Genomic DNA, 25,284 nt, shown 5'->3' on the forward strand with positions numbered 1-25,284 from the left:
GGAGCGGGCTTGCCCGCGATGAGGCCCGGTCAGGCAACAAAAAAACCAATGCCCACCAGAGGCAGTACCTCAAATAACCGTGAGGCCAACACCGTGATCAAGACCCTGAACCACCTCCCGCATCCCCATGAGGACGCGGCCGCCCTCGCCGGCCATTTCACCGATCTGGCACCGCCGCTCAACGACCGCCAGGCGCATCTGGAAGCCTCGCGCTGCCTGTATTGCTACGACGCGCCGTGCGTGAATGCCTGTCCGAGCGACATCGACATTCCGTCGTTCATCCGCAATATCCATCAGGAAAACGTTCAGGGCGCCGCACAGAAAATCCTCTCGGCGAACATCCTCGGCGGCAGTTGCGCCCGGGTCTGCCCCACGGAAATCCTGTGCCAGCAAGCCTGCGTGCGTAACAACGCCCAGGAATGCGCGCCGGTGCTGATCGGCCTGTTGCAACGCTACGCCGTGGACAACGCGCACTTCAGCGAACACCCGTTTCAGCGCGCCGCCGCAACCGGCAAGCGCATCGCCGTGGTCGGTGCCGGCCCGGCGGGTTTGTCCTGCGCGCACCGCAGCGCGATGCACGGCCATGACGTGGTGATTTTCGAGGCCCGGGAAAAGGCTGGCGGCCTCAACGAATACGGGATCGCCAAGTACAAACTGGTGGACGATTACGCACAGAAAGAGCTTGAATTCCTGATGGGGATTGGCGGGATCGAGATTCGCCACGGGCAGAAACTCGGCGATAACCTGACCCTCAGTGAACTGCATCAGCAATTCGACGCGGTGTTCCTCGGTCTAGGCCTGGCCGCCAGCAAACAATTAGGTCTTGCTCACGAGGATGCCCCCGGCCTGCTCGCCGCCACCGACTACATCCGCGAACTGCGTCAGGCCGATGACCTGACGCAACTGCCGCTGGCCGAGCACTGCATTGTCCTCGGTGCCGGCAACACCGCCATCGACATGGCCGTGCAAATGGCTCGCCTCGGCGCTCGCGATGTGAATCTGGTGTACCGCCGTGGCGCCCCGGACATGGGCGCAACCGGTCATGAACAGGACATCGCCAAGGCCAATCAGGTGCGGCTGCTGACCTGGGCGCAACCGCAAGAAGTGCTGCTCGACGATAAGGGCAACGTACGCGGCATGCGCTTCGCTCGCACCCGGTTGGTGGAAGGTCGCCTGCAAACCACTGGCGAAACCTTTGAACTGGCCGCCGACGCGATCTTCAAAGCCATCGGCCAGGCTTTCGACGGCAGCGCCCTCGCCGATCCGCTGGCCCGTGAACTCAAGCGTCAGGGCGACCGCATCCTCGTCGACGAACAGCTGCGCACCAGCATTCCCGGCGTGTATGCCGGCGGCGACTGCACCAGCCTCGATCAGGACCTCACCGTGCAAGCCGTGCAGCACGGCAAGCTGGCCGCCGAGGCCATCAACGCTCAACTCATGCTCAACGTGGAGGCTGCGTAAATGGCCGATCTCTCGATTGTTTTCGCCGGCATCAAGGCCCCCAATCCGTTCTGGCTGGCTTCCGCGCCACCGACCGACAAGGCCTACAACGTGGTTCGTGCGTTCGAGGCTGGCTGGGGCGGCGTGGTCTGGAAAACCCTGGGTGAAGACCCGGCGGCGGTCAACGTGTCGTCGCGTTACTCGGCGCACTTCGGGCCCAACCGTGAAGTGATGGGCTTCAACAACATCGAGTTGATCACCGACCGTTCACTGGAAATTAACCTGCGGGAAATCACCCAGGTCAAAAAGGACTGGCCGGACCGCGCGCTGATCGTGTCGCTGATGGTGCCCTGTGTCGAAGAGTCGTGGAAAAACATCCTGCCACTGGTGGAAGCCACCGGGGCCGATGGCATCGAGCTGAATTTCGGCTGCCCCCACGGCATGCCGGAACGGGGCATGGGCGCGGCGGTCGGCCAGGTGCCGGAATACGTCGAACAGGTCACCCGCTGGTGCAAGACTTATTGCTCGCTGCCAGTGATCGTCAAACTTACGCCGAACATCACCGACATCCGCGTCGCCGCACGTGCCGCTTACCGGGGCGGGGCTGATGCGGTGTCGCTGATCAATACCATCAACTCGATCACCAGCGTCAACCTGGAACGCATGGTCGCCAATCCCGCCGTCGGCAGCCAAAGCACTCATGGCGGCTATTGCGGCTCGGCGGTGAAGCCGATTGCGTTGAACATGGTCGCCGAGATCGCCCGCGATCCTCAGACCCAAGGCTTGCCGATCTGTGGCATTGGCGGCATTGGCAGTTGGCGCGATGCCGCGGAGTTCATCGCGCTGGGCAGCGGCGCGGTGCAGGTGTGCACGGCGGCGATGCTGCATGGTTTCCGGATTGTCGAGGAGATGAAGGACGGTTTGTCACGCTGGATGGACAGTCAGGGCTACGCCAGTGTCTCGGAGTTTTCCGGGCGTGCGGTGGGCAATACCACAGACTGGAAGTACCTGGACATCAACTATCAGGTGATTGCAAAGATTGATCAGGAGGCGTGCATCGGTTGCGGTCGTTGTCACATTGCTTGCGAAGATACCTCGCACCAGGCGATTGCGAGCCTTAAGCAGGCGGACGGGACGCATAAATATGAAGTGATCGATGATGAGTGCGTGGGGTGCAACCTGTGCCAGATCACGTGTCCGGTGCAGGATTGCATCGAGATGGTGCCGATGGATACTGGGAAGCCGTTTCTGGATTGGAACCATGATCCGAGGAATCCGTATCACGTCGCGGTCTGAACACAGCGGCGCCTGAACTGACGCCATCGCGGGCAAGCCCGCTCCCACAGTGATTTATGTCGTACACAAATTCCGTGTTTACCGAGAACCCTGTGGGAGCGGGCTTGCCCGCGATGAGGCCAGCCGCAACAACGAAGACCTCAAGGCTCCAACCCGATCCCACGCAATATCACACTCGTCACCGTCTGCACCGCCCGCTCGAACTGCATGTCCGACAGCGGCTGGTGATCGTTAAGAATATTCACCTGGTGATCAAAGTCGGCGTAATGCTGGGTCGAGGCCCAGATCATGTACAGCAGGCTGGAAGGCTCCACCGGCAGGATGCGTTTGTCTTCCACCCACTGGCGAATTTTCGCTTCTTTCATCTTGGCCCAGTCGTACAGGCTCGCGTCCAGTTTCTCACCCAGTGTCGGCGCGCCGTGGATGATTTCGTTGGCCCAGACTTTCGAGCCGTATGGCCGGCTGCGGGAATGGTTCATCTTGGCGCGGATGTAGCTGCTGAGCACCACTCGCGGGTCGTCGAACATCTCAAAGCACAGGGCATCCTGCTTCCAGACCTCCAGCAAACCCAGCAGCACCGCGCTGTATAGCTCGCTCTTAGTGCTGAAGTAGTAATGCAGGTTGGAACGCGGCAGTTGCACTTCGGCGGCGATGTCGGCCATGGCGGTGCTGCCGAAACCTTTTTCGGCGAAGACTTTTTCGGCCCCCAGCAGAATTTTTTCGACGTTACTGCGACGAATCTCGATCTTGTGATTGCCCATGAGGGCTCCCTGACAACAGCGTTGATCAAGACTAGCATCCGCTCTGGATCGGGCGACAGGGGAAAACGAAACTTCATACGGTGGTCTTGTGGCAGGTAAACTGGCGCCTCTTTGAACATGCCCCTGAGGTCTTCACGATGCTGCTCAAGAACACCCTGATTGCCACCGCCCTCCTCGGCTCGATGCTCACCGCCTCGTCAGTGTTTGCCCACGCGCATCTGAAAAACCAGACCCCGGCGGCCGACAGTACCGTCAACGCACCTGCGGAACTGCGCCTGAAGTTTTCCGAAGGGGTTGAAGCGACGTTCACCAAAGTAACGATCAGCAAGGACGGCGCCGACGTCCCGGTAAAAAACCTCGCCACCGAAGGCAGCGACAAGAAAACCCTGATTGTCACCCCCGCCGCGCCGTTGGCCGCTGGCGATTACAAAGTCGAATGGCACGCCGTGTCGGTCGACACCCATAAAAGCGAAGGCGCCTATCGCTTCAAGGTCGGTCAGTAATTCATGACCGATGCGCTGGTGCTGTGCCGCTTTCTGCATTTCACCGTGGTGCTGATGCTGTTCGGAGCCTGGGTGTTCAGGCCTCTGCTGTTGGGCCGTGAAACAGTTTTGCTGGATCCATCCCTGCCGCGAGTGACCCTCTGGCTTACCGCTATAGCGTTAATCAGTGGTGTCGGCTGGTTGCTGCTGATTACCGCCAGCATGGCCGGCTCCGCGGACGCGGCATTCGATCCGGCGACGCTAGGCCTGGTGCTGAGCAATACCTTTTTCGGTCAGGTCTGGCGTTGGCATCTGCTGCTCAATCTATTGCTCATGGCCCTGCTGCTGATGCCCTGGCGTTCCAGTTCGCTTTGGCGCATCAGCCTTTCCAGCCTGCTGCTGGCGACCCTGGCCCCGGTCGGTCATGGCGCCATGCTCGATGGCCTGCAAGGCCAGTTGCTGATTCTTAACCAGATCATTCATCTGGCCTGCGTCGGCGCCTGGCTTGGTGGGTTGATGTTGCTGGTGATGATCCTGCGTCAACCGGCAACTCATTCATTGAGTGCAATCCTGCAACGCTTCAGCGGCATCGGTTACGCCTTGGTGGCGGGACTGGTGATGACCGGGCTGATCAACGTGCGGGTATTGACCGGCGTGTTCTGGCCGACACCGTTGCTGTCCGGGTTTGCGCTGATCCTGTTGATCAAGGTTGTGCTGGTGATCGGGATGTTGGGGTTGGCGCTGTTCAATCGGCGGCGGGTCAAGGATTGCCAGCAGTATTTGGGACAGTTGCGTACCAGCGTCGTACTGGAATGGTTACTGGGAATCGGCGCGGTGGCCGCGGTTTCGCTACTGGGCACCATGCCCCCGATGATTACCGCCTGAACACATCTCCCCTGTGGGAGCGAGCCTGCTCGCGATGACGGATTGTCAGCTGATATCAATGTTGAATGTCAGACCGCTATCGCGAGCAGGCTAGCTCCCACAAGGGGACGATGTGATCGTACAACTTGTGATTGACATTCCTGCAAAGCCTCGCAAATAATCGCCGCCAATGTTGTACGACGACGTATAACAAAAATAAAAATAACAAAAACCAGGGAGCGTTACTGTGAGCAGACTCGCCCGCAATTCCTTCACCAGCACCCCTCGCCCCACCTTCGCCCGTCGCCATACCCTCAGCCTGATCGGTTGCAGCAGCCTGGCCTTCGTCCTGCCCATGACCAGCCAAGCCGAAGGTTTCGTCGATGACGCCAAGGCCACGCTGAACCTGCGTAACGCCTACATCAATCGCAACTTCACCAACCCGAACAATGCTCAGGGCAAGGCTGAAGAGTGGACGCAAAACTTCATCCTCGACGCCAAATCCGGGTTCACCCAAGGCCCCATCGGTTTCGGCGTGGATGTGCTCGGTATGTACTCACAGAAGCTCGACGGCGGTAAGGGCACGGGCGGCACGCAACTGCTGCCGATTCATGATGACGGTCGCCCTGCGGACAATTTCGGTCGTCTGGGTGTGGCGCTGAAAGCCAAGGTGTCGAAAACCGAATTGAAGGTCGGCGAATGGATGCCGGTGCTGCCTATCCTGCGCTCCGATGATGGTCGCTCGCTGCCGCAAACCTTTCGCGGCGGCCAGGTCACCTCCACCGAGCTCAGCGGCCTGACGCTCTACGGCGGCCAGTTCCGCGGTAACAGCCCGCGCAATGACGCGAGCATGGAAGACATGTCAATGAACGGCAGAGGCGCGTTTACCTCTGACCGTTTCAACTTCGGCGGCGGCGAGTATGCGTTCAATGAAAAGCGCACTCAGGTCGGCGTCTGGTACGCGCAACTCAGCGACATTTATCAGCAGCAGTATTTCAACCTGAGCCATAGCCAGCCCATGGGCGACTGGACCCTGGGGGCCAACCTCGGTTACTTCATCGGCAAGGAAGACGGCAGCGCGCTGGCCGGCGACCTCGACAACAAAACCGCGTTCGCCCTGCTCTCGGCCAAATACGGCGGCAACACCTTCTATGTCGGCCTGCAAAAACTCAGCGGCGACAGCGCCTGGATGCGCGTCAACGGCACCAGCGGCGGCACGCTGGCCAACGACAGCTACAACGCCAGCTATGACAACGCCAAGGAACGCTCCTGGCAGGTGCGCCACGACTACAACTTTGTCGCCCTCGGCATTCCTGGCCTGACGCTGATGAACCGCTACATCAGCGGCGATAACGTGCACACCGCAGCGATCACCGATGGCAAAGAGTGGGGGCGCGAATCGGAACTGGCCTACACCGTGCAAAGCGGCGCACTGAAGAGCCTCAACGTCAAATGGCGCAACGCGACCATCCGCCGCGATTTCAGCACCAACGAATTTGATGAAAACCGCATCTTTATCAGTTACCCGATTTCGTTGTTGTAAGGCGGACATTGCTGGCTGCATAGAACCCTGTGGCGAGGGAGCTTGCTCCCGTTGGGCTACGAAGCAGCCCCCAATCCAGAAGTTCAGGAACATTCAGTGATCGGATTGGGAGCGCTTCGCACTCCAGCGGGAGCAAGCTCCCTCGCCACAGGTCAGTGAACTCATTGGACGAACATGACCCTCCGTCAATTTCAACCAAAGTCGCGTTGACAAGCACCGGAAAGCCTAACAATACTTCGACCAAGTCATACGACAACCTACAACAAACCCAACAACTACAATTTTCTGTTCAGGGATTTACATGACGACCACATCCCCATTCAATCGCCTGCTCCTGACCGGCGCCGCCGGTGGCCTCGGTAAAGTCCTGCGCGAACGCCTGCGACCTTACGCCAACGTACTCCGCCTTTCGGACATCGCCGACATGGCGCCAGCCATTGATGATCGCGAAGAAGTCGTGCCGTGCGACCTCGCCGACAAGCAAGCAGTACATCAACTGGTCGAAGGCGTGGATGCGATCCTGCATTTCGGCGGCGTGTCGGTGGAGCGTCCGTTCGAAGAGATCCTAGGCGCCAACATCTGCGGCGTGTTCCATATCTACGAAGCCGCCCGCCGCCACGGCGTGAAGCGGGTGATTTTCGCCAGTTCCAACCACGTCATCGGCTTTCACAAGCAGGACGAAACCCTCGACGCCCACTCCCCTCGCCGCCCGGACAGCTACTACGGCTTGTCCAAGTCCTACGGCGAAGACATGGCCAGTTTCTACTTCGATCGCTATGGCATCGAAACCGTCAGCATCCGCATTGGCTCCTCGTTCCCGGAACCACAGAACCGTCGAATGATGAGCACCTGGCTGAGCTTCGACGACATGACCCAACTGCTCGAACGCGCGCTGTACACCCCCAATGTCGGCCACACCGTGGTGTACGGCATGTCCGACAACAAGAGCATCTGGTGGGATAACCGATTCGCGGCGCACTTGGGTTATGCGCCACAGGACACGTCCGAAGTCTTCCGCGAAAAAGTCGAAGCCCAACCAATGCCAGCCGAGGATGATCCGGCTCGGGTTTATCAGGGTGGTGCCTTTGTCGCGGCCGGGCCGTTCGGCGACTGAGCCCTCGCCAATCTCCACATAACAAAGCCAAGGGAATGCGTTGCCATGCAAGTCGAATTGATTGTCGATGCCCGCAATGCGGTCGGTGAAAGCCCGGTATGGGTCCCCGAGGAAAACGCCCTGTACTGGGTCGACATTCCGACCGGTGGATTACAGCGCTGGAATGCCGACAGCGGGCACGTTCATGCCTGGAAAGCCCCGCAAATGCTCGCCTGTATCGCTCGTCACAGCGCGGGTGGCTGGGTCGCCGGCATGGAAAGCGGATTCTTTCATCTGCACCCGCACAACGATGGCAGCCTCGACAGCGAACTGCTGGCCCACGTCGATCACGCCCGCCCCGACATGCGCCTGAACGATGGCCGCTGTGATCGACAGGGCCGTTTCTGGGCTGGCAGCATGGTGTTGAACATGGGCGCCAACGCCGCCGACGGCACGCTCTATCGATACAGCGCCGGGCAACGCGGGCCGCTCGACGCCTGGCTCAGCGGTTTCATCGTGCCTAACGGCCTGGGCTTCAGCCCGGACGGCAAGACGATGTACCTCTCGGATTCGCACCCGAACGTGCAGCAGATCTGGGCCTTCGATTACGACATCGACAGCGGCACGCCGTCCAACCGCCGGCTGTTCGTCGACATGCATCACTTCCTTGGCCGCCCCGATGGCGCGGCAGTGGATGCCGAAGGTTGCTATTGGATCTGCGCCAACGACGCCGGGCTGATTCATCGCTTCACCCCTGACGGCCGACTGGATCGTTCGCTCCCCGTGCCGGTGAAGAAACCGACCATGTGCGCCTTCGGTGGCAGCCAGCTCGACACCCTGTTTGTGACCTCGATTCGCCCCGCTGACGACCATGACCTGCAGTCGCTGGCCGGCGGCGTGTTCGCCCTCAACCCCGGCGTCAAAGGCTTGCCGGAACCCGTTTTCAACGAATGGCTTTAACCCCCTCTGCTGCATCGCTGTGCCTTGAATAAAAAAAACAACAAGACTGGAGACGCACCTCATGGACTTCAAACGCACCTTGCTCGCCGCCGCACTTCCCATCACTGCAGCACTCACCTTCACCCTCAGCAGCGCCGCCCAGGCGCTGGAAATCAAATTCGCCGACATTCACCCCGCCGGTTACCCGACTGTGGTCGCCGAGGAGCAGCTGGGTAAAACCCTGGTGGCCGACAGCAACGGCAAACTGACGTTCAAGATGTTCGCCGGCGGTGTGCTCGGCTCGGAAAAAGAGGTCATCGAGCAGGCCCAGGTCGGCGCTATTCAGATGGCCCGGGTCAGCCTCGGCATCGTCGGGCCGGTGGTGCCGGACGTGAACGTGTTCAACATGCCGTTCGTGTTCCGCGACCAGGCGCACATGCGCAAAGTCATCGACGGTGAGGTGGGTGATGAGATCCTCGACAAGATCACTAACTCCGAATTCAACCTGGTCGCCCTGGCCTGGATGGACGGCGGCACGCGCAATATCTACACCAAAAAACCGGTACGCAGCCTCGCCGACCTCAAAGGCATGAAGATCCGCGTACAAGGCAACCCGATGTTCATCGATACCATCAACGCCATGGGTGGCAACGGTATTGCCATGGACACCGGCGAGATCTTCAGTGCATTGCAGACCGGGGTGATCGACGGCGCGGAAAACAACCCGCCGACCCTGCTCGAACACAACCACTACCAGAACGCCAAATTCTACAGCCTGACCGGGCATCTGATTTTGCCAGAGCCGATCGTGATGTCGAAAATCACTTGGGAAAAACTCAGCCCCGACCAGCAAGTGCTGGTGAAAAAAGCCGCCAAAGCCGCACAGGCCCAGGAGCGCACGCTGTGGGATGCGAAGTCGGCCAGCAGTGAAGAAAAACTCAAGGCTGCCGGCGTCGAGTTCATCACCGTCGACAAGAAACCTTTCTATGAAGCCACGGCTTCGGTCCGGGAAAAATACGGCGCGCCTTACGCCGACCTGATCAAGCGCATCGAAGCCGTTCAGTAACCCTCCCTGCATTCATGAAAGGCCCGGCACCGTTGACGAGTCGATCGTCAGCGGCGCCCGGTTACGGTGAAACCCGATGAAGAATCTGCTGCTGCGCATCAACGACAGGATTTACATGACCTGCATCTGGGTCGCCGGCCTGTCGGTCCTGACCATTGCTCTGATCATTCCCTGGGGCGTCTTCGCCCGTTACGTCCTCGGCACCGGTTCCAGTTGGCCGGAGCCCACCGCGATTTTGCTGATGATGGTCTTCACCTTCATCGGCGCCGCCGCCAGTTATCGCGCCGGTGCGCACATGGCCGTGGCCATGCTCACCGACCGCATGGCCCCCGAACTGCGCAAGACCATGAGCATCGTTTCGCAGCTGCTGATGGCGACCATTTGCCTGTTCATGGCCATCTGGGGCACCAAACTCTGCCTGTCCACCTGGAACCAGTTCATGAGCTCTCTGCCCACTCTGCGCGTTGGCATCACCTACATGCCGATTCCCGTGGGCGGTGTGTTGACGCTGATTTTCGTGCTGGAAAAACTCTTGCTCGGTGACCAGAGCAACCGTCGGGTCGTGCGTTTCGACCTGGTTGAAGAAAGCGAAGGTGCCGCATAAATGGACGCTCTGATTCTGCTCGGCAGTTTTATCGCTTTGATCCTTATCGGCATGCCGGTCGCCTACGCCTTGGGGCTTTCTGCCCTGATCGGAGCGTGGTGGATCGACATCCCGTTCCAGGCGCTGATGATTCAGGTAGCGGGTGGCGTTAACAAATTCTCGTTGCTGGCGATTCCGTTCTTCGTACTCGCCGGCGCGATCATGGCCGAGGGCGGCATGTCCCGGCGACTGGTGGCTTTTGCCGGGGTGCTGGTGGGGTTCGTGCGCGGTGGGTTGTCGCTGGTGAACATCATGGCCTCGACCTTCTTCGGCGCGATTTCCGGCTCTTCGGTGGCGGACACAGCGTCGGTCGGTTCAGTACTGATTCCGGAAATGGAACGTCGCGGCTACCCGCGGGATTTCTCCACCGCAGTGACGGTCAGCGGTTCGGTGCAAGCCCTGCTGACGCCGCCAAGCCACAACTCGGTGCTCTACTCGCTGGCCGCTGGCGGGACCGTTTCGATTGCCTCGCTGTTCATGGCCGGCGTGGTGCCGGGCCTGCTGATGAGCGCGTGCCTGATGGTGCTGTGCCTGATCTTCGCCAGAAAGCGCAACTACCCCAAGGGAGAAGTCATCCCCCTGCGCCAAGCGCTGAAAATCTGCGGTGAAGCGATGTGGGGCCTGATGGCGATGGTCATCATTCTCGGCGGCATTCTCTCGGGCATCTTCACCGCCACTGAATCGGCGGCGATCGCGGTGCTGTGGTCGTTCTTCGTCACCATGTTCATTTATCGCGACTACAAGTGGAGTGAGCTGCCCAAGTTGATGCACCGCACGGTGCGCACCATCTCGATCGTGATGATCCTGATCGGCTTCGCCGCCAGCTTCGGCTACATCATGACGCTGATGCAGATCCCGGCGAAGATCACCACGATGTTCCTGACCCTGTCGGACAACCGTTACGTGATCCTGATGTGCATCAACGTGATGCTGCTGTTGCTCGGCACGGTGATGGACATGGCGCCGCTGATCCTGATCCTCACGCCGATTCTGATGCCGGTGATTCTGGGCATTGGCGTGGACCCGGTGCAGTTCGGCATGATCATGCTGGTAAACCTGGGGATCGGATTGATCACGCCGCCAGTGGGCGCGGTGCTGTTTGTCGGTTCGGCGGTGGGCAAGGTCAGCATCGAAAGCACCGTGAAAGCGCTGCTGCCGTTCTACGGCGTGCTGTTCCTGGTGCTGATGGCCGTGACCTACATTCCCGCCATTTCGCTGTGGTTGCCGCATTTGGTGTTGTAACAACGGCTGGCAAATCTCCCTGTGGCGAGGGAGCTTGCTCCCGTTGGCTCGCGCAGCGGGCCCCAGCAATCTTCCAGAGGGACCGAGTTACCTGGATTTACGACTGCTTCGCAGCCGAACGGGAGCAAGCTCCCTCGCCACAAAAAACCTCATGCAGCCAATGAAGATCACCATGACGCCAACACTCCTGGAACTCGAAGACGAACTCACCCGCCTCACCCTCGCCCCGGAACTCGGCGCGAGCATCGTCAACTGGACGGTACGCAGCACCGGCCAACCGCTGTTGCGCCACAGCGATCAGCACGCCTTGAACACCGGCCTGCCCGGTAAACTCGCCTGCTATCCCCTGGCGCCGTGGTCGAACCGCATCGCCGAAGGCGGTTTCGACTGCCCCGACGGCTGGCTCGCGCTGACGCCCAACAGCCTCACCGATCCCCTGCCGATCCATGGCAGCGCCTGGCAACAGCCGTGGCAAATCGTCTCGCACACCCGCGATGAAATCGTCCTGCAACTCGGCAGCACCACGCCCTTCGCTTATCGCGCAAGGCAACGTTTCCATCTGAGCGAGGGCAAGTTGAGCATCGGTTTACAGGTCACTCATCTCGCCGAACACACCGCGTGGCATGGGCTCGGTTTGCACCCTTATTTTCCGCGCACTACAGGGACTCGGTTGCAGGCGCAGGCGCGACAGGTCTGGTTGTGCGACAGCACAAAACTGCCAATACAACTCACTTCGATACCCAAGGATTGGGACTTCAGCCAGCCCCGGGTATTACCCGAAACGCTGGTGGACAACGGCTTTTGCGAATGGGACGGCCACTGCCTGATCCAGCAACCCGACTTAGGTTATGAACTGGAATGCCAGGCCACCGGCAGCGACTACTACCTGCTCTACTGCCCCGTGGGCCTGGATTTTTTCTGTATCGAACCGGTGAGCCATCCGGTCAACGCCCATCACTTGCCGGGCCGGCCAGGGTTGCGATTGCTGGAACAAGGCCAATCTACCGAGCTCGGTTTCAGCCTGCACTATCGCTACGCCAACAGCTGAGTCAGCACTGCGCGTAACTTGCCGGGCTTCACGGGTTTGTTCAGCAGCGGCGCGTCGAGGCGCTGCAATGAGCGCCGACACTGGTCGGTGCGGTCGGCGGTGATGATCACCGCCGGAATCACCTGGCTGAAATGCTCGCGCAAATGCCGAACCACTTCGCAGCCCACCACCCCGTGGTCCAGGTGATAGTCCGCCAGAATCAGTTCCGGCGGCTGTCCCTGCAAAGCCACCAGTGCGGTGGCCTCGTCGGTGGCGGTAACCACCTCGCAGCCCCACTGCCCGAGCAGCGCGCTCATGCTTTCAAGAATGCTGACTTCATTGTCCAGCACCAACAGACGCCGGCCCGGCAACGGGTTGCCGGTACTCGGCTGCGGCGCGGCAAGGCTGATCGGCAGTGGAATCTCATTGGAAATCGGTACTTCGATGCTGAACATCGAACCGCGCCCCGGCAGCGAATGAACCTGAATCCTGTAGTCGAGGATCTTCGCGATGCGTTCGACAATCGCCAGTCCCAGGCCTACGCCCTTGCGATCGGCGGCGCGCCCGACGTCCAGTTGGTTGAATTCGAGGAAGATCGAGTCAAGACGATCCGCAGGAATCCCGCGCCCGGTGTCCCAGACTTCGACACGCAGCGCATCGCCCCGACGCCGTGCCCCCAGCAAAATGCAGCCCTCGTCGGTGTATCGGCAGGCATTGCTGAGGAAGTTGCGCAGGATACGAGTCATCAGGCGCAAGTCGGTATGAATAGCGTAATCGCCCATGTGTACCCGCAGGTTCAACCCGGCTGCCGCGGCCACCGACTGAAACTCCGAGACCAGTGGCGCGAACAATTCGTCGAGGCGGTAGAGGGCAATGTCCGGCTTCACCGCGGCCTGATCGAGCCGGGAAATATCCAGCAGATCGGTGAGCAAATCTTCAGCCCCTTCCAGCGCCTGATGCGTGCGCTCCACCAGCACCTGTTCGACGTCGGGCAGTTTGCGTTCGCGCAAGGTCGAGATCAGCAAACGCGCGGCGTTGAGCGGTTGCAGCAAGTCGTGACTGGCGGCGGCGAGGTATTTATCCTTGCTGCGATTGGCCGCCTCGGCGGCATCACGGGCGTCGCGCAAGGCTTCTGCGATCTGTTTACGCTGGGTGATCTGTGTTTGTAGATTGCGGTTGGCGTCCAGCAACTCGTTGGTGCGCGCGGTGACCCGCTGCTCCAGTTCGTCATTGAGTTGTTGCAGGCGCTGTTGAGCGAGTTTTCGTTCGGTGATGTCGGCGACAAAGCCCTCCACCAAACCTTCCTGATCCGGTTTGAGCAGCAAGTTCATCAACACATCGAGGACGCTGCCGTCCTTGCGCCGCAGCTGAGTTTCATAGCCCAGCAGGCTGCGCTCGCGCTGGAGGATCTCGCCGATGCTTTCCAGCTCTTGCGCCCCGCCGACGAACAGCGTGCCCGCCAGGTCCGTCAGGGAAAACAGCACCTCCTGCGGGTTCTGATAGCCGAGCATCCGCGCCAGTGCCGGGTTGGCGGCGCGCATGCCCTCCAGCAGGCTGGCCTGGAAGATCCCGTGTACCGCGTTTTCGAACAGCCATTTGTAGCGGTTGCGTTCGGTTTCCAGTTCATCCAGGCGCGCGGCCAGTTCCGGGTAATGACTCTTGCGCGCCGAGTGGTTGCCTAAGCCAAGTAACCCGGCCAGCGCCCGTTGTTGCTCGTCAGAGGGCTTCGCCATAGACGACCTCGACGTCGCGCTGACTGGATTCGCGCGGGTTGGTAAGGATGCACGGGTCGTGCATGGCGTGTTGCGACAGGAACGGAATGTCCGCGGTACTCACCCCGTGCAGGCCCAGGGTTTCGTGGAAGCCGATGGCATGTTTGAGGGCGATCAGGTGTTCGACCAGCCGCCCGCAAATCTGCCGGTGATTGAGGCCACGGCAATCAATACCGAACGTCTCGGCAATCACCTTGAAGCGCTCCGGCGCCGAGCTGTAGTTGAACGCCACCACGTGTTCCACCAACACCGCGTTGCACAGGCCATGAGGCAGATCGAGAAAGCCGCCGAGGCTGTGGGACATGGCGTGCACCGCGCCAAGAATCGCGTTGGAAAACGCCAGCCCGGCCTGCATGCTGCCGAGCATGATTTTTTCCCGCAGAGCGATGTCGCTGGGGTTGGCGATCATTTGCACCAGATTGCCGTTGATCAGCCGCATCGCTTCCAGCGCATGAGGGTCGGTGAGCGGCCCGTGACCGGTGGAGACGAAGGCTTCGATGGCATGGACCAACGCGTCGATACCGGTACAGGCCGACAGGAACGGATCCATGCTCAGGGTGGTTTCCGGATCGATCAGCGACACATCGGGCACCGCAGCCTTGCTGACGATGGAGAATTTCATGCGTTCTTGCTGATTGGAGATGATCACGAACTGCGACACGTCGGCCGAAGTGCCGGCGGTGGTCGGGATCAGGATCAGCGGCGGGCTGGGCATGCGCAACATGTCCACGCCCTCGAATTCGAGGATATTGCGCCCGTGGGCGACGACAATGCCGATGCCTTTGCCGCAGTCCATCGGGCTGCCGCCGCCGATCGCCACGATCACATCGCAGTGATTCTCCCGGTACAGCTCGGCGCCGAGCATGACCTCTTCGATCCGCGGGTTGGGCGAAACGTCGCTATATAGAAAGTAATCGATGCCCTGGGCTTGCAGGCTGGCCTCGACATCGGCGACCCAACCGGCGGCAATCACACCGGGGTCGCTGACCACCAGCACCTTGCGGGCGCCGAAGGTCTTGGCGTAGTTGCCGACGTTATGCCGACAGCCGGCACCGAAGATGATTTCAGGCGAAACGAATTTACGCAGCTGGCTGAGATTCTGGCTCATTGGAAAGCCTGTTTTTTATTGTTTTGAAGGTAAAGAACACACTAAAGCATCCGGCTGCGAATGCAATCAGACCAATGGATAGCGAGCCAGCGCGGGGATGCACTCCGATTTCAGATTCACCGAAGATCCCTGTGGGAGCGGGCTTGCCCGCGATAGCTGTTTCACAGTCAACATCAATGTTGAATGTGCTGACCTCATCGCGGGCAAGCCCGCTCCCACAGGGATCTGCGTCGGATGCACCTTTTCGATTCATCCACGATAAATCAGTCGCGAAGCCTTTTCATTGCGCAAGGTCAGGTGCTCCATGCCCTGCGTCGGCGCATCGGCTTCGTCCCGGGCCTTGAGAATAACGTCGTGGTGCGGCGACTTGCTGCACACCGGGTCGGCGTTGCTGGCATCCCCCGTGAGCATGAACGCCTGGCAGCGGCAGCCGCCGAGGTCCTTGTGCTTTTCATCGCAGGAACGGCACGGCTCTTTCATCCAGTCATCGCCGCGAAAACGGTTGAAACCGAAGGAGTCGTTCCAGATGTGCGCGATGCTGTGCTCGCGCACGTTGGGAAACTGCACCGGCAACTGGCGGGCGCTATGACAAGGCAAGGCCGTGCCGTCCGGAGTGATGTCGAGAAACAGGTTGGCCCAGCCATTCATGCAGGTTTTTGGGCGTTCTTCGTAGTAATCCGGGGTGACGAAAATCAGCTTGCACGGGTGGCCCTCGGCCTCAAGCCGCTGGCGGTATTCATTGGTAATGCGCTCAGCGCGCTGCAACTGTTCGCGGGTCGGCAACAGGCCGACGCGGTTGAGTTCAGCCCAACCGTAGAACTGGCACGTCGCCAACTCGACGAAATCAGCCTCCAGCTCCAGGCACAGTTCGATGATCTGCGCGATCTGGTCGATGTTGTGCCGATGGGTGACGAAGTTCAGCACCATCGGGTAGCCCTGGGCCTTCACCGCCCGAGCCATGGCCAGTTTCTGGGCGAAGGCCTTGCGCGAGCCGGCGAGCAGATTGTTCACCTCTTCGTCGGCGGCCTGAAAACTGATCTGGATATGGTCCAGCCCGGCGATCTTGAAGTCGCGGACCTTCCGTTCGGTCAGGCCGATACCCGAGGTGATCAGGTTGGTGTAGTAACCCATGTCCCGCGCGGCCTTGATCAGCTCGGCCAGGTCCTGGCGCACCAACGGCTCGCCACCGGAAAAACCCAGTTGCGCAGCGCCCATTTCCCGCGCCTCGCGGAACACCCGAATCCATTCTGCTGTGCTCAACTCCTCGCCCTGTTGGGCGAAGTCCAGCGGGTTGGAGCAATACGGGCATTGCAGCGGGCAGCGATAGGTCAGCTCTGCCAGCAACCACAGCGGTGGGCCGGGTTGCTGTTCGATCTGGCTCACAGGGTGATCCCCCGGTGCCAGACCCGCTCGGTGGTGACGGTGTGATACGGCGGGCGATCCAGCTCATAGGCCATGCTCATCGCGTCGAGCATGCTCCAAAGCACATCGAGCTTGAACTGCAGAATCTCCAGCATGCGTTGCTGGCCTTCGACCGTGACGTAGTGCGCCAGGGTGATGCGCAAACCATGCTCGACATCGCGCCGGGCCTGGCTCAGACGCGTACGGAAATAGTCGTAGCCGGCCGGGTCGATCCATGGGTAATGGGTGGGCCAGGCGTCGAGCCGGGACTGGTGGATTTGTGGCGCGAACAGTTCGGTCAGCGAGCTGCTGGCCGCTTCTTGCCAGCGAGCGCGGCGGGCGAAATTGACGTAGGCATCCACGGCAAAACGTACGCCCGGCAGCACCAGTTCTTGCGAGAGGATTTGCTCGCGATCCAGCCCCACTGCTTCGCCCAATCGTAGCCACGCTTCAATGCCGCCTTCACTGCCCGGCACGCCGTCATGGTCGAGGATCCGTTGCAGCCACTCCCGGCGCACGTCGCGGTCCGGACAGTTGGCGAGGATGGCGGCATCCTTGAGCGGGATGTTCACCTGGTAATAGAAGCGATTGGCGACCCAGCCCTGAATCTGCTCGCGGGTGGCGCGCCCGGCGTACATGGCTTGGTGGAATGGGTGATGGATGTGGTAATAGGCACCCTTGGCGCGCAGGGCTGCTTCGAATTCGGCGGGGGTCATGGGAGTGTCAGTCATTGCGGTTCTCCGGGGAATAACCGATGGGTTCTGCGGTGTTTGGTCGGGCCCTATCGCGGGCAAGCCCGCTCCCACAGGATTTGGGTGATCCCTGTGGGAGCGGGCTTGCCCGCGATAGGGCCTTCAGCTACAACACAATGTCCATGCCGTCAAAAGCCACTTCTATCCCGCGCCGCTCCAGCAAGGCGCGCTCGGCCGAGTCTTCATCGAGGATCGGGTTGGTGTTGTTGATGTGGATCAGCACCTTGCGCTGGCGATTGAAGCCCTCTAGCACGTCGAGCATGCCGCCGGGGCCGCTTTGCGGCAGGTGACCCATTTCGCTGCCCAGGCTCTGGCCGACTTCGCACACGCGCATTTCATCGTCGCGCCACAGCGTACCGTCCAGCATCAGGCAGTCGGCGCGCTGCATCCAGCTCAACACCTCGGCATCGACCTGCCCCAGTCCCGGGGCATAGAAAACCGATGCACCGCTGCGCAGGTCTTCGATGAACAGGCCGATGGTGTCGCCTGGCTGCGGATTGCCGCGATTGGGCGAGTACGGCGGTGCATTGCTGACCAACGGAATCGCGCGAAATTGCAGGTGTGGGCAGGCAGCGATACTGAACGGCTCGCGATCCAGTTCGATGGGTTGCCACTGCAAGCCACCGTTCCAGTGCTTGAGCATGGTGAACAAGGGAAAGCCGCTGCTCAGGTCTTCGTGAACCCGCTCGGTGCACCAGACCGCATGCGGGCAGCCTTCGCGCAGGCTCAACAGCCCGGTGCAATGGTCGATTTGACTGTCCAGCAGAACGACGCCGGCAATCGCCGTGTCTCGCAAGCGTCGGGCCGGTTGCATCGCCGGAAAGCTTTCGAGTTGCGCGCGAATATCCGGGGAAGCATTGCAAAGCACCCACTCCACACCGTCGTCGCTCAGGGCAATGGACGACTGCGTGCGGCGTTGCGCGCGCAGGTTGCCGTTGCGCATAGCGGCGCATTGACGGCAGTTGCAGTTCCATTGCGGAAAACCGCCGCCAGCGGCGGAACCGAGAACGCGGATGTGCATGGGATGCCTCCAGAAGGCAGGCCCGGCCAACGCGACGGCTGACCGGGCGATCAATCAACGGTTGGCGAAATACATCGTCACTTCGAAGCCAATGCGCAGATCGGTAAACGCGGGTTTATTCCACATGGGTCAATCCTCTTCTTGTGCCGGACGATTCCGGTAAAGCCATTAATGCACGGGGGATGAGATGACCGAATGCTACTTTCGAAGGAGGTTGTGGGGTGCGTTGGTAGGGGGTGTTACGCAGATCTTTAGCACCACACAAAACCCTGTGGGAGCGGGCTTGCCCGCGATGAGGCCAGCACATTCAATATTGATGTTGAATGTCAGGTCGCTATCGCGGGCAAGCTCGCTCCCACAGGTTTCAATGGTGTTCTGGCGGGTTAGAAGAACCCCAGCGGATTGATGTCGTAGCTCACCAGCAGGTTTTTGGTCTGTTGGTAATGGTCGAGCATCATCTTGTGGTTCTCACGGCCGACACCGGACTTCTTGTAGCCACCGAACGCGGCGTGGGCCGGGTACAGGTGGTAGCAGTTGGTCCAGACGCGACCGGCCTTGATCGCCCGGCCCATGCGGTAGGCACGGTTGATGTCGCGGGTCCAGAGGCCGGCGCCGAGGCCGAACTCGCTGTCGTTGGCAATAGCCAGGGCTTCGGCTTCGTCCTTGAAGGTGGTGATACCCACCACCGGGCCGAAGATTTCTTCCTGGAACACACGCATTTTGTTGTGGCCCTTGAGCAGGGTCGGCTGGATGTAATAGCCGGTCGACAAATCGCCTTCAAGGCGCTCGGCCGCGCCGCCGGTGAGCAGTTCGGCGCCCTCCTCCTGAGCAATTTTCAGGTACGAGAGGATCTTGTCGTATTGCTGCTCGGACGCCTGGGCGCCGACCATGGTTTCGGTGTCCAGCGGGTTGCCGCGCTTGATCTTGACGATCTTCTTCATCACCTCGGCCATGAACGGCTCGTAGATCGATTCCTGCACCAGCGCCCGGGACGGACAGGTGCAGACTTCGCCCTGGTTGAAGAACGCCAGCACCAGGCCTTCGGCGGCTTTCTCGATGAACTGCGGCTCGGCGTTCATGATGTCTTCGAAGAAAATGTTCGGCGACTTGCCGCCCAGCTCGACGGTGCTTGGAATGATGTTCTCGGCGGCGCAATGCATGATGTGCGCGCCAACCGGGGTTGAGCCGGTGAAGGCGATCTTGGCGATGCGCTTGCTGGTGGCCAGCGCCTCACCGGCTTCGCGACCGAAACCCTGGACGATGTTCAGCACACCGGCCGGCAGCAAGTCGGCGATCAGCTCGGCAAACACCATGATCGACAGCGGCGTTTGTTCGGCGGGTTTGAGCACGATGCAGTTGCCGGCAGCCAGGGCCGGGGCGAGTTTCCAGGCGGCCATCAGCAGCGGAAAGTTCCACGGAATGATCTGCCCGACCACGCCCAATGGTTCGTGGAAATGATAGGCGGTGGTCAGTTCGTTGATCTCGGCGGCGCCACCTTCCTGAGCGCGGATGCAACCGGCGAAATAACGGAAGTGGTCGGCAGCCAAAGGCACGTCGGCGTTGAGGGTTTCGCGCACGGCCTTGCCGTTGTCCCAGGTTTCGGTGACGGCGAGGATTTCCAGGTTCTGTTCGATGCGATCGGCGATTTTCAGCAGCACCAGCGAGCGGTCCTGCGCCGAGGTTTTTCCCCAGGCATCGGCGGCGGCATGGGCGGCGTCGAGGGCTTTTTCGATGTCGGCGGCGCTGGAGCGCGGGAACTCGGCGATCACTTCACCGGTGACCGGTGAGGTGTTGGTGAAGTACTCGCCGTTGATTGGGGCAACGAACTCGCCGCCGATGAAATTGCCGTAGCGCGGTTTGAAGGAAACGACGGCGCCGGGTGTTCCGGGTTGTGCGTAGATCATGGTGGGCCTCTGTCTGGGTCGATGCCTGTCAGGCCAACAGGCGATGAACCGATAGTAGAGAGCCCCGCCTGCCAGACGAATGCGCCGTTGGCAGGGGGATTCTCGTTATTTGGTAGTAGAAGGCGCTGCGGTATCAGCAGGCTTTTGTGGCGAGGGAGCTTGCTCCCGCTCGGCTGCGAAGCAGTCGTAAATCCAAACGACTCGGTTGCGGCCGAGAACGTAGGGGGCTGCTTCGCAGCCCAGCGGGAGCAAGTTCCCTCGCCACAGGTAATTCATCACCACAAAGTTGTGGTCGCCGGGGTTAGTGCTTGGCTACCAGATCTTTAGGCAACTTGAACGTCCAGAGCATGCCGCCCTGGTTGAAGTCCTTGACGCGCTTGGCCACTTCGCCGCCCCACAGCGGTACCGCGCCGCCCCAGCCGGAGAGCACGGAGACGTATTGTTCCCCGTCCATTTCCCAGGTGATGGGCGAGCCGAGTACGCCGGAACCGGTCTGGAATTCCCAGACTTTCTCGCCAGTCTTGGCATTGAATGCCTGCAGGAAACCTTCCGGCGTACCGGTGAACACCAGGTTGCCCTTGGTGGTCAGCACTCCGCCCCACAGCGGCGCGAAGTTCTTGTGGCGCCAGACTTCCTTGCCGGTTTTCGGGTCGATGGCGCGCAGCACGCCGATGTAGTCTTCGTTCAACGGTTTGATGGTGAAACCGGCGCCGAGGAACGCCGCGCCTTTCTTGTAGGCGATGCCTTCGTTCCAGATGTCCATGCCCCACTCGTTGGACGGTACATAGAACAGGCCGGTGTCGCGGTTGTAGGCCATCGGCATCCAGTTTTTCGCCCCGAGGAACGCTGGCGCGACGAACACCGAACTGCCTTTGGCTTCGGAGCCCGGCGCCCCCGGACGACTCGCGTCGTTGTAGATCGGCCGACCGTTTTTATCCAGGCCGCTGGCCCAGGTGATTTTATCCACGAACGGGAAGCCGCGGATGAACTTGCCGTTGGTGCGATCTAGCACGTAGAAGAAACCGTTACGGTCCGCCGTGGCCGCGGCTTTGATTTCTTTGCCGCCTTCGTTGTAGTTGAACGACACCAGCTCGTTCACGCCGTCATAGTCCCAACCGTCGTGGGGCGTGCTCTGGAAGTGCCATTTGATCGTACCGTCATCCGGGTTCAGCGCCAGGCGCGACGACGAGTAAAGGTTGTCGCCAGGACGCAGGTGCGAGTTCCACGGTGCCGGGTTGCCGGTGCCGAACAGCAACAGATTGGTTTCCGGGTCGTAGTAGCCGCCCAGCCAAGGTGCCGCGCCGCCGGTTTTCCATAGATCGCCCGGCCAGGTCTTGCCCGCTTCGCCACCAGAGATGCCGTTTTCTACCGCTTTGCCGTCCTTGTAGACATAGCCCATGTGGCCTTCGACGGTGGGACGAGTCCACAGCAGGTCGCCGTTTTTCGGATCGTAGGCTTCGATTTTGCCCACCACCCCGAACTCGCCACCGGCCACGCCGGTGATCAATTTGCCGTTGATCACCAACGGTGCCGCGCTGATGGAATAGCCTTCCTTGTGGTCGGCGACTTTCTTGCTCCAGACGACTTTACCGGTGTCCTTGTTCAGGGCCACGAGCTTGGCGTCGAGGGTGCCGAAAATCACCAGATCGCCATACAGCGCGACACCACGGTTGATCACGTCGCAGCACGGACGGATGTCATCGGGCAGGCGCGCGTCGTATTGCCAGAGCTTGCGACCGGTGCGCGCATCCACCGCGAACACCCGCGAGTAGGAGCCGGTCATGTACATCACGCCGTCCTTGATCATCGGCTGTGCTTGCTGACCGCGCTGTTTTTCCCCGCCGAACGAAAAGGCCCAGACCGGGCGCAGATCCTTCACGTTGTCGACATTGAGGGTGTCCAGCGGGCTGTAGCGCTGACCCTGGACGCCCAAGCCATTGGTGACGACCTGCTCCGGGTTCTTCGGATCCTGGAGGATGTCTTGATCGGAGACTGCGGCCAATGCCTGGCCAGACAACAGCATGGCACTGAGCAGCATGCTCAAAACGAAGGGTTGGCGACGTGCGGGTTGGGTCATGACGGCTGCCTCTGCGGTTTTTGTTATACCCGGGAAATTTTCCCGGTCTGGTGCAGATTCTTGGGCGCCGCCGCCCTTGCAACAATTGCCCGCAGTGCGGAGATTGCTAGTTCCTTAGTACCGGGTCGGAGGAGATGAGTACCGAACCGTATGCCTGACACCGATCCCTGTGGGAGCGGGCTTGCCCGCGATGACGGCGTCACATTCAACACATTCGTTGACTGACATTCCGCTATCGCGGGCAAGCCCGCTCCCACAGGGGCCGGTGTTGCTCACAAATCTTTGGCGGAATCCACCCGCCTCATCTGCCCCCGTTCGTAACGCGGGTACAAATGACTTACGCTGCGAATCAGCTCATAGCGGCTCAGGCTGATCCCGGCAAAACGGTCGGGAATGGGGCTGCGGATCATCTCGGCCATGTCGCTGCCATTGGCCGCGCCATCGCGCATCAGCTGGTCCAGCCAGGCCAGGTAATCGCACATCTGCTCGAACGGTTTTGTGTCCGTGGCCACCGGTCCATGGCCGGGGACGATCAGCGTCCACGGCAAACCCTGCAGGGTCGCGATATCCGCCAGCCACACCGACAGCCCCGGGCTGTTAGGCGTGGTCAGGGCGCGTTGATAAAACACCAGGTCCCCGGCAAACAGCACGCCGGTTTTCTGGTCGAGAATAGCCAGATCCGCGCCGGTGTGCCCACCCAGACTCAGTAGGCGCAAATCGTGATTCCCAAAACTTTTCACGCCTGGCATCAGCGTCTGCGTCGGCAACACCACCTCGGTGCCGCGCATCCAGTCGCCCACCAGCCGATACATGTTTTCAGCCATGGCATCACCCTGTTGACGCAACAGTTCAGTGGTACCGGCCAAGGCGCCGATCGGCACGTCGGTGAAAGCCTGGTTGCCCAGCACATGATCAGGATGGTGATGGGTCAGCAGCACCTGAATCACCGGTTTATCGGTGGTCGCCGCAATCGCTTTGCGCAGGGCCTCGCCATAGCGTTTCGATGGCCCGGTGTCGATTACCACCACGCCCTGTTCGGTGACGATGAACGCGGTGTTGACGATGTTGCCGCCGTTGCTCTTGGCGAAGTTATCGGTGCTGCCTTCCAGCAACCAGGTGTCTTCGGCGATCTGCCGGGGCTTGAGTGCGTAATCGGGATCGGCCAGGGCCGGCAGGCTCAAACTGATGAACAACAGCAGCATCCAGCGCATCACTCGCTCCTTGGGTCAGGGAATGGCCGCATCGAATTGATTGCCGCTGTTGTCGCGCAACACCAGGCGCGTCTGCCCTGCTCCTTCAATATCGAAGGCCAAATTGGGGTTTTCGTTGACCGCCGGGAACAACTCCAGACGCGCCAGCAGTTGATCGTTTTGATCGCGCAGCTCGGCCTGATTGATGAAGAATTCCGGGATGCCGCTGACCATGCCGTTGTCCATCGGGTGCGCCACCTGCAAACGCACGCGACTGAACTCGCCACGGGGATAGCGACCACCCAGCACTTCGCCGATGTGTTCCTCCCAACCCGGCTGAGTGCGCACCACGCTCGGTGCCGTGCAGCCGCCGCCTGCCGCGTCAATCAGGGTCGAGCCGACGTGCCACAGCCCGTCGCGGGTCAGTACCGCCGCGCGCAATGGCGTGGCCTGTTCAACGCGGATGCGGATCGACAGCCACGGCAGCACCCCGGTCAAGGGTTCGAAGTCGACGATTTTCGGCAGCGGATTGAGTTCGGCCCAGGCGAGGATTCGCACCACTTCATCCTTGAACGCCCGGGCGTCAATTTCCAGCGGAACTTGTCGGGCGTCTTCGGCAAATGGCGGCGCGAGCAACTTGACCCGCTCGTCGAACACGAACGGCGCGTCGCCGAGCATCTGCTTGTGATAAAACCCCCACATCACCGACGGCACCGGATCGACATCCGCCGCGTGCGCGGCCAGGGGTAACCAGCAGGCCAACAGACAACTCGCTCGCCAGTTCACTATTGATACATCTCGGGCACGTCATACCGCAGGCCGTAACGGGCATAAATGGCTTTCACCGAACCCTCGCGAATCAACGTTTCCAGCGCCTCTTCCACGGCGTAGGCCAGTTGCCGATTGCTTTCATGCACCGCCATGCCGATCTCCCAGAGCTGTTTGCCCATGTTCGGGTAGGCGTTTTCCGCCAGCGCCACTTGCGGGTCGGCGGCCTGATGGACTTGCCAGTCGATCTCGCCGCGCATGGCCATCACCGCATCGACTTCACCGGCCTTCATCGCGGCAAACGCCTGAGGTACACCTGGATAATGGCGGGTCTTTGCGGCGAGCATGCCGTTGAACACCGAGGTCAGGTAAAACGACGGCACGCTGTCGACTTCGACGCCGATCGGGTGTTGCTGGAACACCGCGACACTCGCCACCGAGTCCAGTCGACGACGGTCGTAAGCCACTTGCCATTGTTCGGTCTGGTACGGCCCGAACATCACCACATGGCCGTTTTCCAGCTCACCCAGTTCATTGCGTTTCTGTGAGTAATCGCGATCGTAGGGCACGCGCATCATCAGGTCGGCCAGTTGCTGGTTGTGCAACTGACTGGCCCGCCAGATGTAATCGCGCAGGTCGTCATCGAGCTTTTCCCCGGCGGGTGCCCAGATCAGTTTCAGGCGTACCCCCATGGCCTTGGCCAAGGCCTGGGCAAGTTCGACATCGACCCCGCGAGCCTCGCCAGCGTCTTCAAAGCTGTAGGGCGCGAAGTCCTTGTACACCGCGACTTTCAGCTCCGCGGCGGCGATCATTTCGTCATAGGTACGGACCTGCGCCTGCGCTGTCTGGCAACACAGCCACACAGCGCTGACCAACACCGCGAGCAAACGCATGG

General features: G+C 60.7%; 23 protein-coding genes. 11 read left to right on the forward strand and 12 right to left on the reverse strand.

What is annotated here, in order from left to right:
• Window positions 1-93: 93 nt before the first annotated feature.
• Both AB3226_RS02085 and preA read left to right on the forward strand, forming a co-directional pair.
• Window positions 94-1,461 carry an NAD(P)-dependent oxidoreductase gene (locus tag AB3226_RS02085; protein WP_367375734.1) on the forward strand — a complete coding sequence of 456 codons (1,368 nt, stop codon included), beginning with the start codon at window positions 94-96 and terminating at the stop codon, window positions 1,459-1,461.
• Window positions 1,462-2,736 carry an NAD-dependent dihydropyrimidine dehydrogenase subunit PreA gene (gene preA, locus AB3226_RS02090; RefSeq protein WP_367371810.1) on the forward strand — a complete coding sequence of 425 codons (1,275 nt, stop codon included), beginning with the start codon at window positions 1,462-1,464 and terminating at the stop codon, window positions 2,734-2,736. It begins immediately after the preceding gene.
• Between the two features lie 140 nt (window positions 2,737-2,876).
• On the opposite strand, the gene AB3226_RS02095 is transcribed toward preA, so the two are convergent.
• Entirely contained in the window at window positions 2,877-3,497 is a 621-nt protein-coding gene (locus AB3226_RS02095) for a TetR/AcrR family transcriptional regulator (protein ID WP_007899508.1), read from the reverse strand.
• 137 nt (window positions 3,498-3,634) lie between these two features.
• On the opposite strand from AB3226_RS02095, the gene copC reads away from it, so the two are divergent.
• The 9 genes from copC to AB3226_RS02140 all read left to right on the forward strand — a co-directional run bounded on the left by copC (window position 3,635) and on the right by AB3226_RS02140 (window position 12,417).
• Window positions 3,635-4,000: a copper homeostasis periplasmic binding protein CopC gene (gene copC, locus AB3226_RS02100; RefSeq protein WP_367371811.1), complete on the forward strand. Its 366-nt coding sequence runs from the start codon at window positions 3,635-3,637 to the stop codon at window positions 3,998-4,000.
• Window positions 4,001-4,003: 3 nt separating this feature from the next.
• Window positions 4,004-4,864, forward strand: coding sequence for a copper homeostasis membrane protein CopD (copD, locus tag AB3226_RS02105; RefSeq protein ID WP_367371812.1), 861 nt, complete (start codon window positions 4,004-4,006; stop codon window positions 4,862-4,864).
• A gap of 226 nt (window positions 4,865-5,090) precedes the next feature.
• A complete protein-coding gene (locus AB3226_RS02110) occupies window positions 5,091-6,386 on the forward strand; it encodes an OprD family porin (protein ID WP_367371813.1) in 1,296 nt (431 codons plus the stop codon).
• Between the two features lie 301 nt (window positions 6,387-6,687).
• On the forward strand, window positions 6,688-7,500 hold the full coding sequence (locus AB3226_RS02115; protein ID WP_367371814.1) for an NAD-dependent epimerase/dehydratase family protein: 813 nt from the start codon (window positions 6,688-6,690) through the stop codon (window positions 7,498-7,500).
• Between the two features lie 45 nt (window positions 7,501-7,545).
• Window positions 7,546-8,439, forward strand: a complete 894-nt coding sequence (locus AB3226_RS02120) for an SMP-30/gluconolactonase/LRE family protein (protein ID WP_367371815.1) — start codon at window positions 7,546-7,548, stop codon at window positions 8,437-8,439.
• Between the two features lie 61 nt (window positions 8,440-8,500).
• Complete coding sequence (locus AB3226_RS02125) at window positions 8,501-9,484, forward strand: TRAP transporter substrate-binding protein (protein ID WP_367371816.1); 984 nt, start codon at window positions 8,501-8,503, stop codon at window positions 9,482-9,484.
• A 76-nt stretch (window positions 9,485-9,560) separates the two neighbouring features.
• Window positions 9,561-10,088, forward strand: a complete 528-nt coding sequence (locus tag AB3226_RS02130; RefSeq protein ID WP_367371817.1) for a TRAP transporter small permease — start codon at window positions 9,561-9,563, stop codon at window positions 10,086-10,088.
• Window positions 10,089-11,369: a TRAP transporter large permease gene (locus AB3226_RS02135; RefSeq protein WP_367371818.1), complete on the forward strand. Its 1,281-nt coding sequence runs from the start codon at window positions 10,089-10,091 to the stop codon at window positions 11,367-11,369.
• A 172-nt stretch (window positions 11,370-11,541) separates the two neighbouring features.
• Window positions 11,542-12,417: an aldose 1-epimerase gene (locus AB3226_RS02140; RefSeq protein ID WP_367371819.1), complete on the forward strand. Its 876-nt coding sequence runs from the start codon at window positions 11,542-11,544 to the stop codon at window positions 12,415-12,417.
• On the opposite strand, the gene AB3226_RS02145 is transcribed toward AB3226_RS02140, so the two are convergent.
• The 11 genes from AB3226_RS02145 to AB3226_RS02195 all read right to left on the reverse strand — a co-directional run bounded on the left by AB3226_RS02145 (window position 12,402) and on the right by AB3226_RS02195 (window position 25,282).
• Entirely contained in the window at window positions 12,402-14,129 is a 1,728-nt protein-coding gene (locus AB3226_RS02145) for a NahK/ErcS family hybrid sensor histidine kinase/response regulator (RefSeq protein ID WP_367371820.1), read from the reverse strand. The genes AB3226_RS02140 and AB3226_RS02145 overlap by 16 nt on opposite strands.
• Window positions 14,113-15,276: an alcohol dehydrogenase-like regulatory protein ErcA gene (gene ercA / locus AB3226_RS02150; RefSeq protein ID WP_038984176.1), complete on the reverse strand. Its 1,164-nt coding sequence runs from the start codon at window positions 15,274-15,276 to the stop codon at window positions 14,113-14,115. Before ercA ends, AB3226_RS02145 begins: the two co-directional genes overlap by 17 nt.
• A gap of 249 nt (window positions 15,277-15,525) precedes the next feature.
• Window positions 15,526-16,659 carry a pyrroloquinoline quinone biosynthesis protein PqqE gene (gene pqqE, locus AB3226_RS02155; protein WP_367371821.1) on the reverse strand — a complete coding sequence of 378 codons (1,134 nt, stop codon included), beginning with the start codon at window positions 16,657-16,659 and terminating at the stop codon, window positions 15,526-15,528.
• Window positions 16,656-17,408: a pyrroloquinoline-quinone synthase PqqC gene (gene pqqC, locus AB3226_RS02160; RefSeq protein ID WP_367371822.1), complete on the reverse strand. Its 753-nt coding sequence runs from the start codon at window positions 17,406-17,408 to the stop codon at window positions 16,656-16,658. The genes pqqE and pqqC overlap by 4 nt, the downstream gene beginning before the upstream one ends.
• 127 nt (window positions 17,409-17,535) lie before the next feature.
• Complete coding sequence (pqqB, locus tag AB3226_RS02165; protein ID WP_367371823.1) at window positions 17,536-18,450, reverse strand: pyrroloquinoline quinone biosynthesis protein PqqB; 915 nt, start codon at window positions 18,448-18,450, stop codon at window positions 17,536-17,538.
• 54 nt (window positions 18,451-18,504) lie between these two features.
• A complete protein-coding gene (pqqA, locus tag AB3226_RS02170) occupies window positions 18,505-18,576 on the reverse strand; it encodes a pyrroloquinoline quinone precursor peptide PqqA (protein ID WP_010455123.1) in 72 nt (23 codons plus the stop codon).
• 257 nt (window positions 18,577-18,833) lie between these two features.
• A complete protein-coding gene (locus AB3226_RS02175) occupies window positions 18,834-20,354 on the reverse strand; it encodes an aldehyde dehydrogenase family protein (RefSeq protein WP_038984180.1) in 1,521 nt (506 codons plus the stop codon).
• 301 nt (window positions 20,355-20,655) lie between these two features.
• The gene (locus AB3226_RS02180; protein WP_367371824.1) at window positions 20,656-22,431 is read right to left on the reverse strand and encodes a PQQ-dependent methanol/ethanol family dehydrogenase; all 1,776 of its coding nucleotides are present in this window, start codon (window positions 22,429-22,431) and stop codon (window positions 20,656-20,658) included.
• 272 nt (window positions 22,432-22,703) lie between these two features.
• Entirely contained in the window at window positions 22,704-23,642 is a 939-nt protein-coding gene (locus AB3226_RS02185; protein WP_367371825.1) for a quinoprotein relay system zinc metallohydrolase 1, read from the reverse strand.
• Window positions 23,643-23,657: 15 nt separating this feature from the next.
• Window positions 23,658-24,407, reverse strand: coding sequence for a quinoprotein dehydrogenase-associated SoxYZ-like carrier (locus AB3226_RS02190; RefSeq protein WP_367371826.1), 750 nt, complete (start codon window positions 24,405-24,407; stop codon window positions 23,658-23,660).
• Complete coding sequence (locus AB3226_RS02195) at window positions 24,407-25,282, reverse strand: substrate-binding periplasmic protein (protein ID WP_367371827.1); 876 nt, start codon at window positions 25,280-25,282, stop codon at window positions 24,407-24,409. Before AB3226_RS02195 ends, AB3226_RS02190 begins: the two co-directional genes overlap by 1 nt.
• Window positions 25,283-25,284: the final 2 nt, after the last annotated feature.

This window comes from Pseudomonas lini (genome assembly GCF_964063345.1).
Lineage (GTDB): Bacteria > Pseudomonadota > Gammaproteobacteria > Pseudomonadales > Pseudomonadaceae > Aquipseudomonas > Aquipseudomonas lini_B.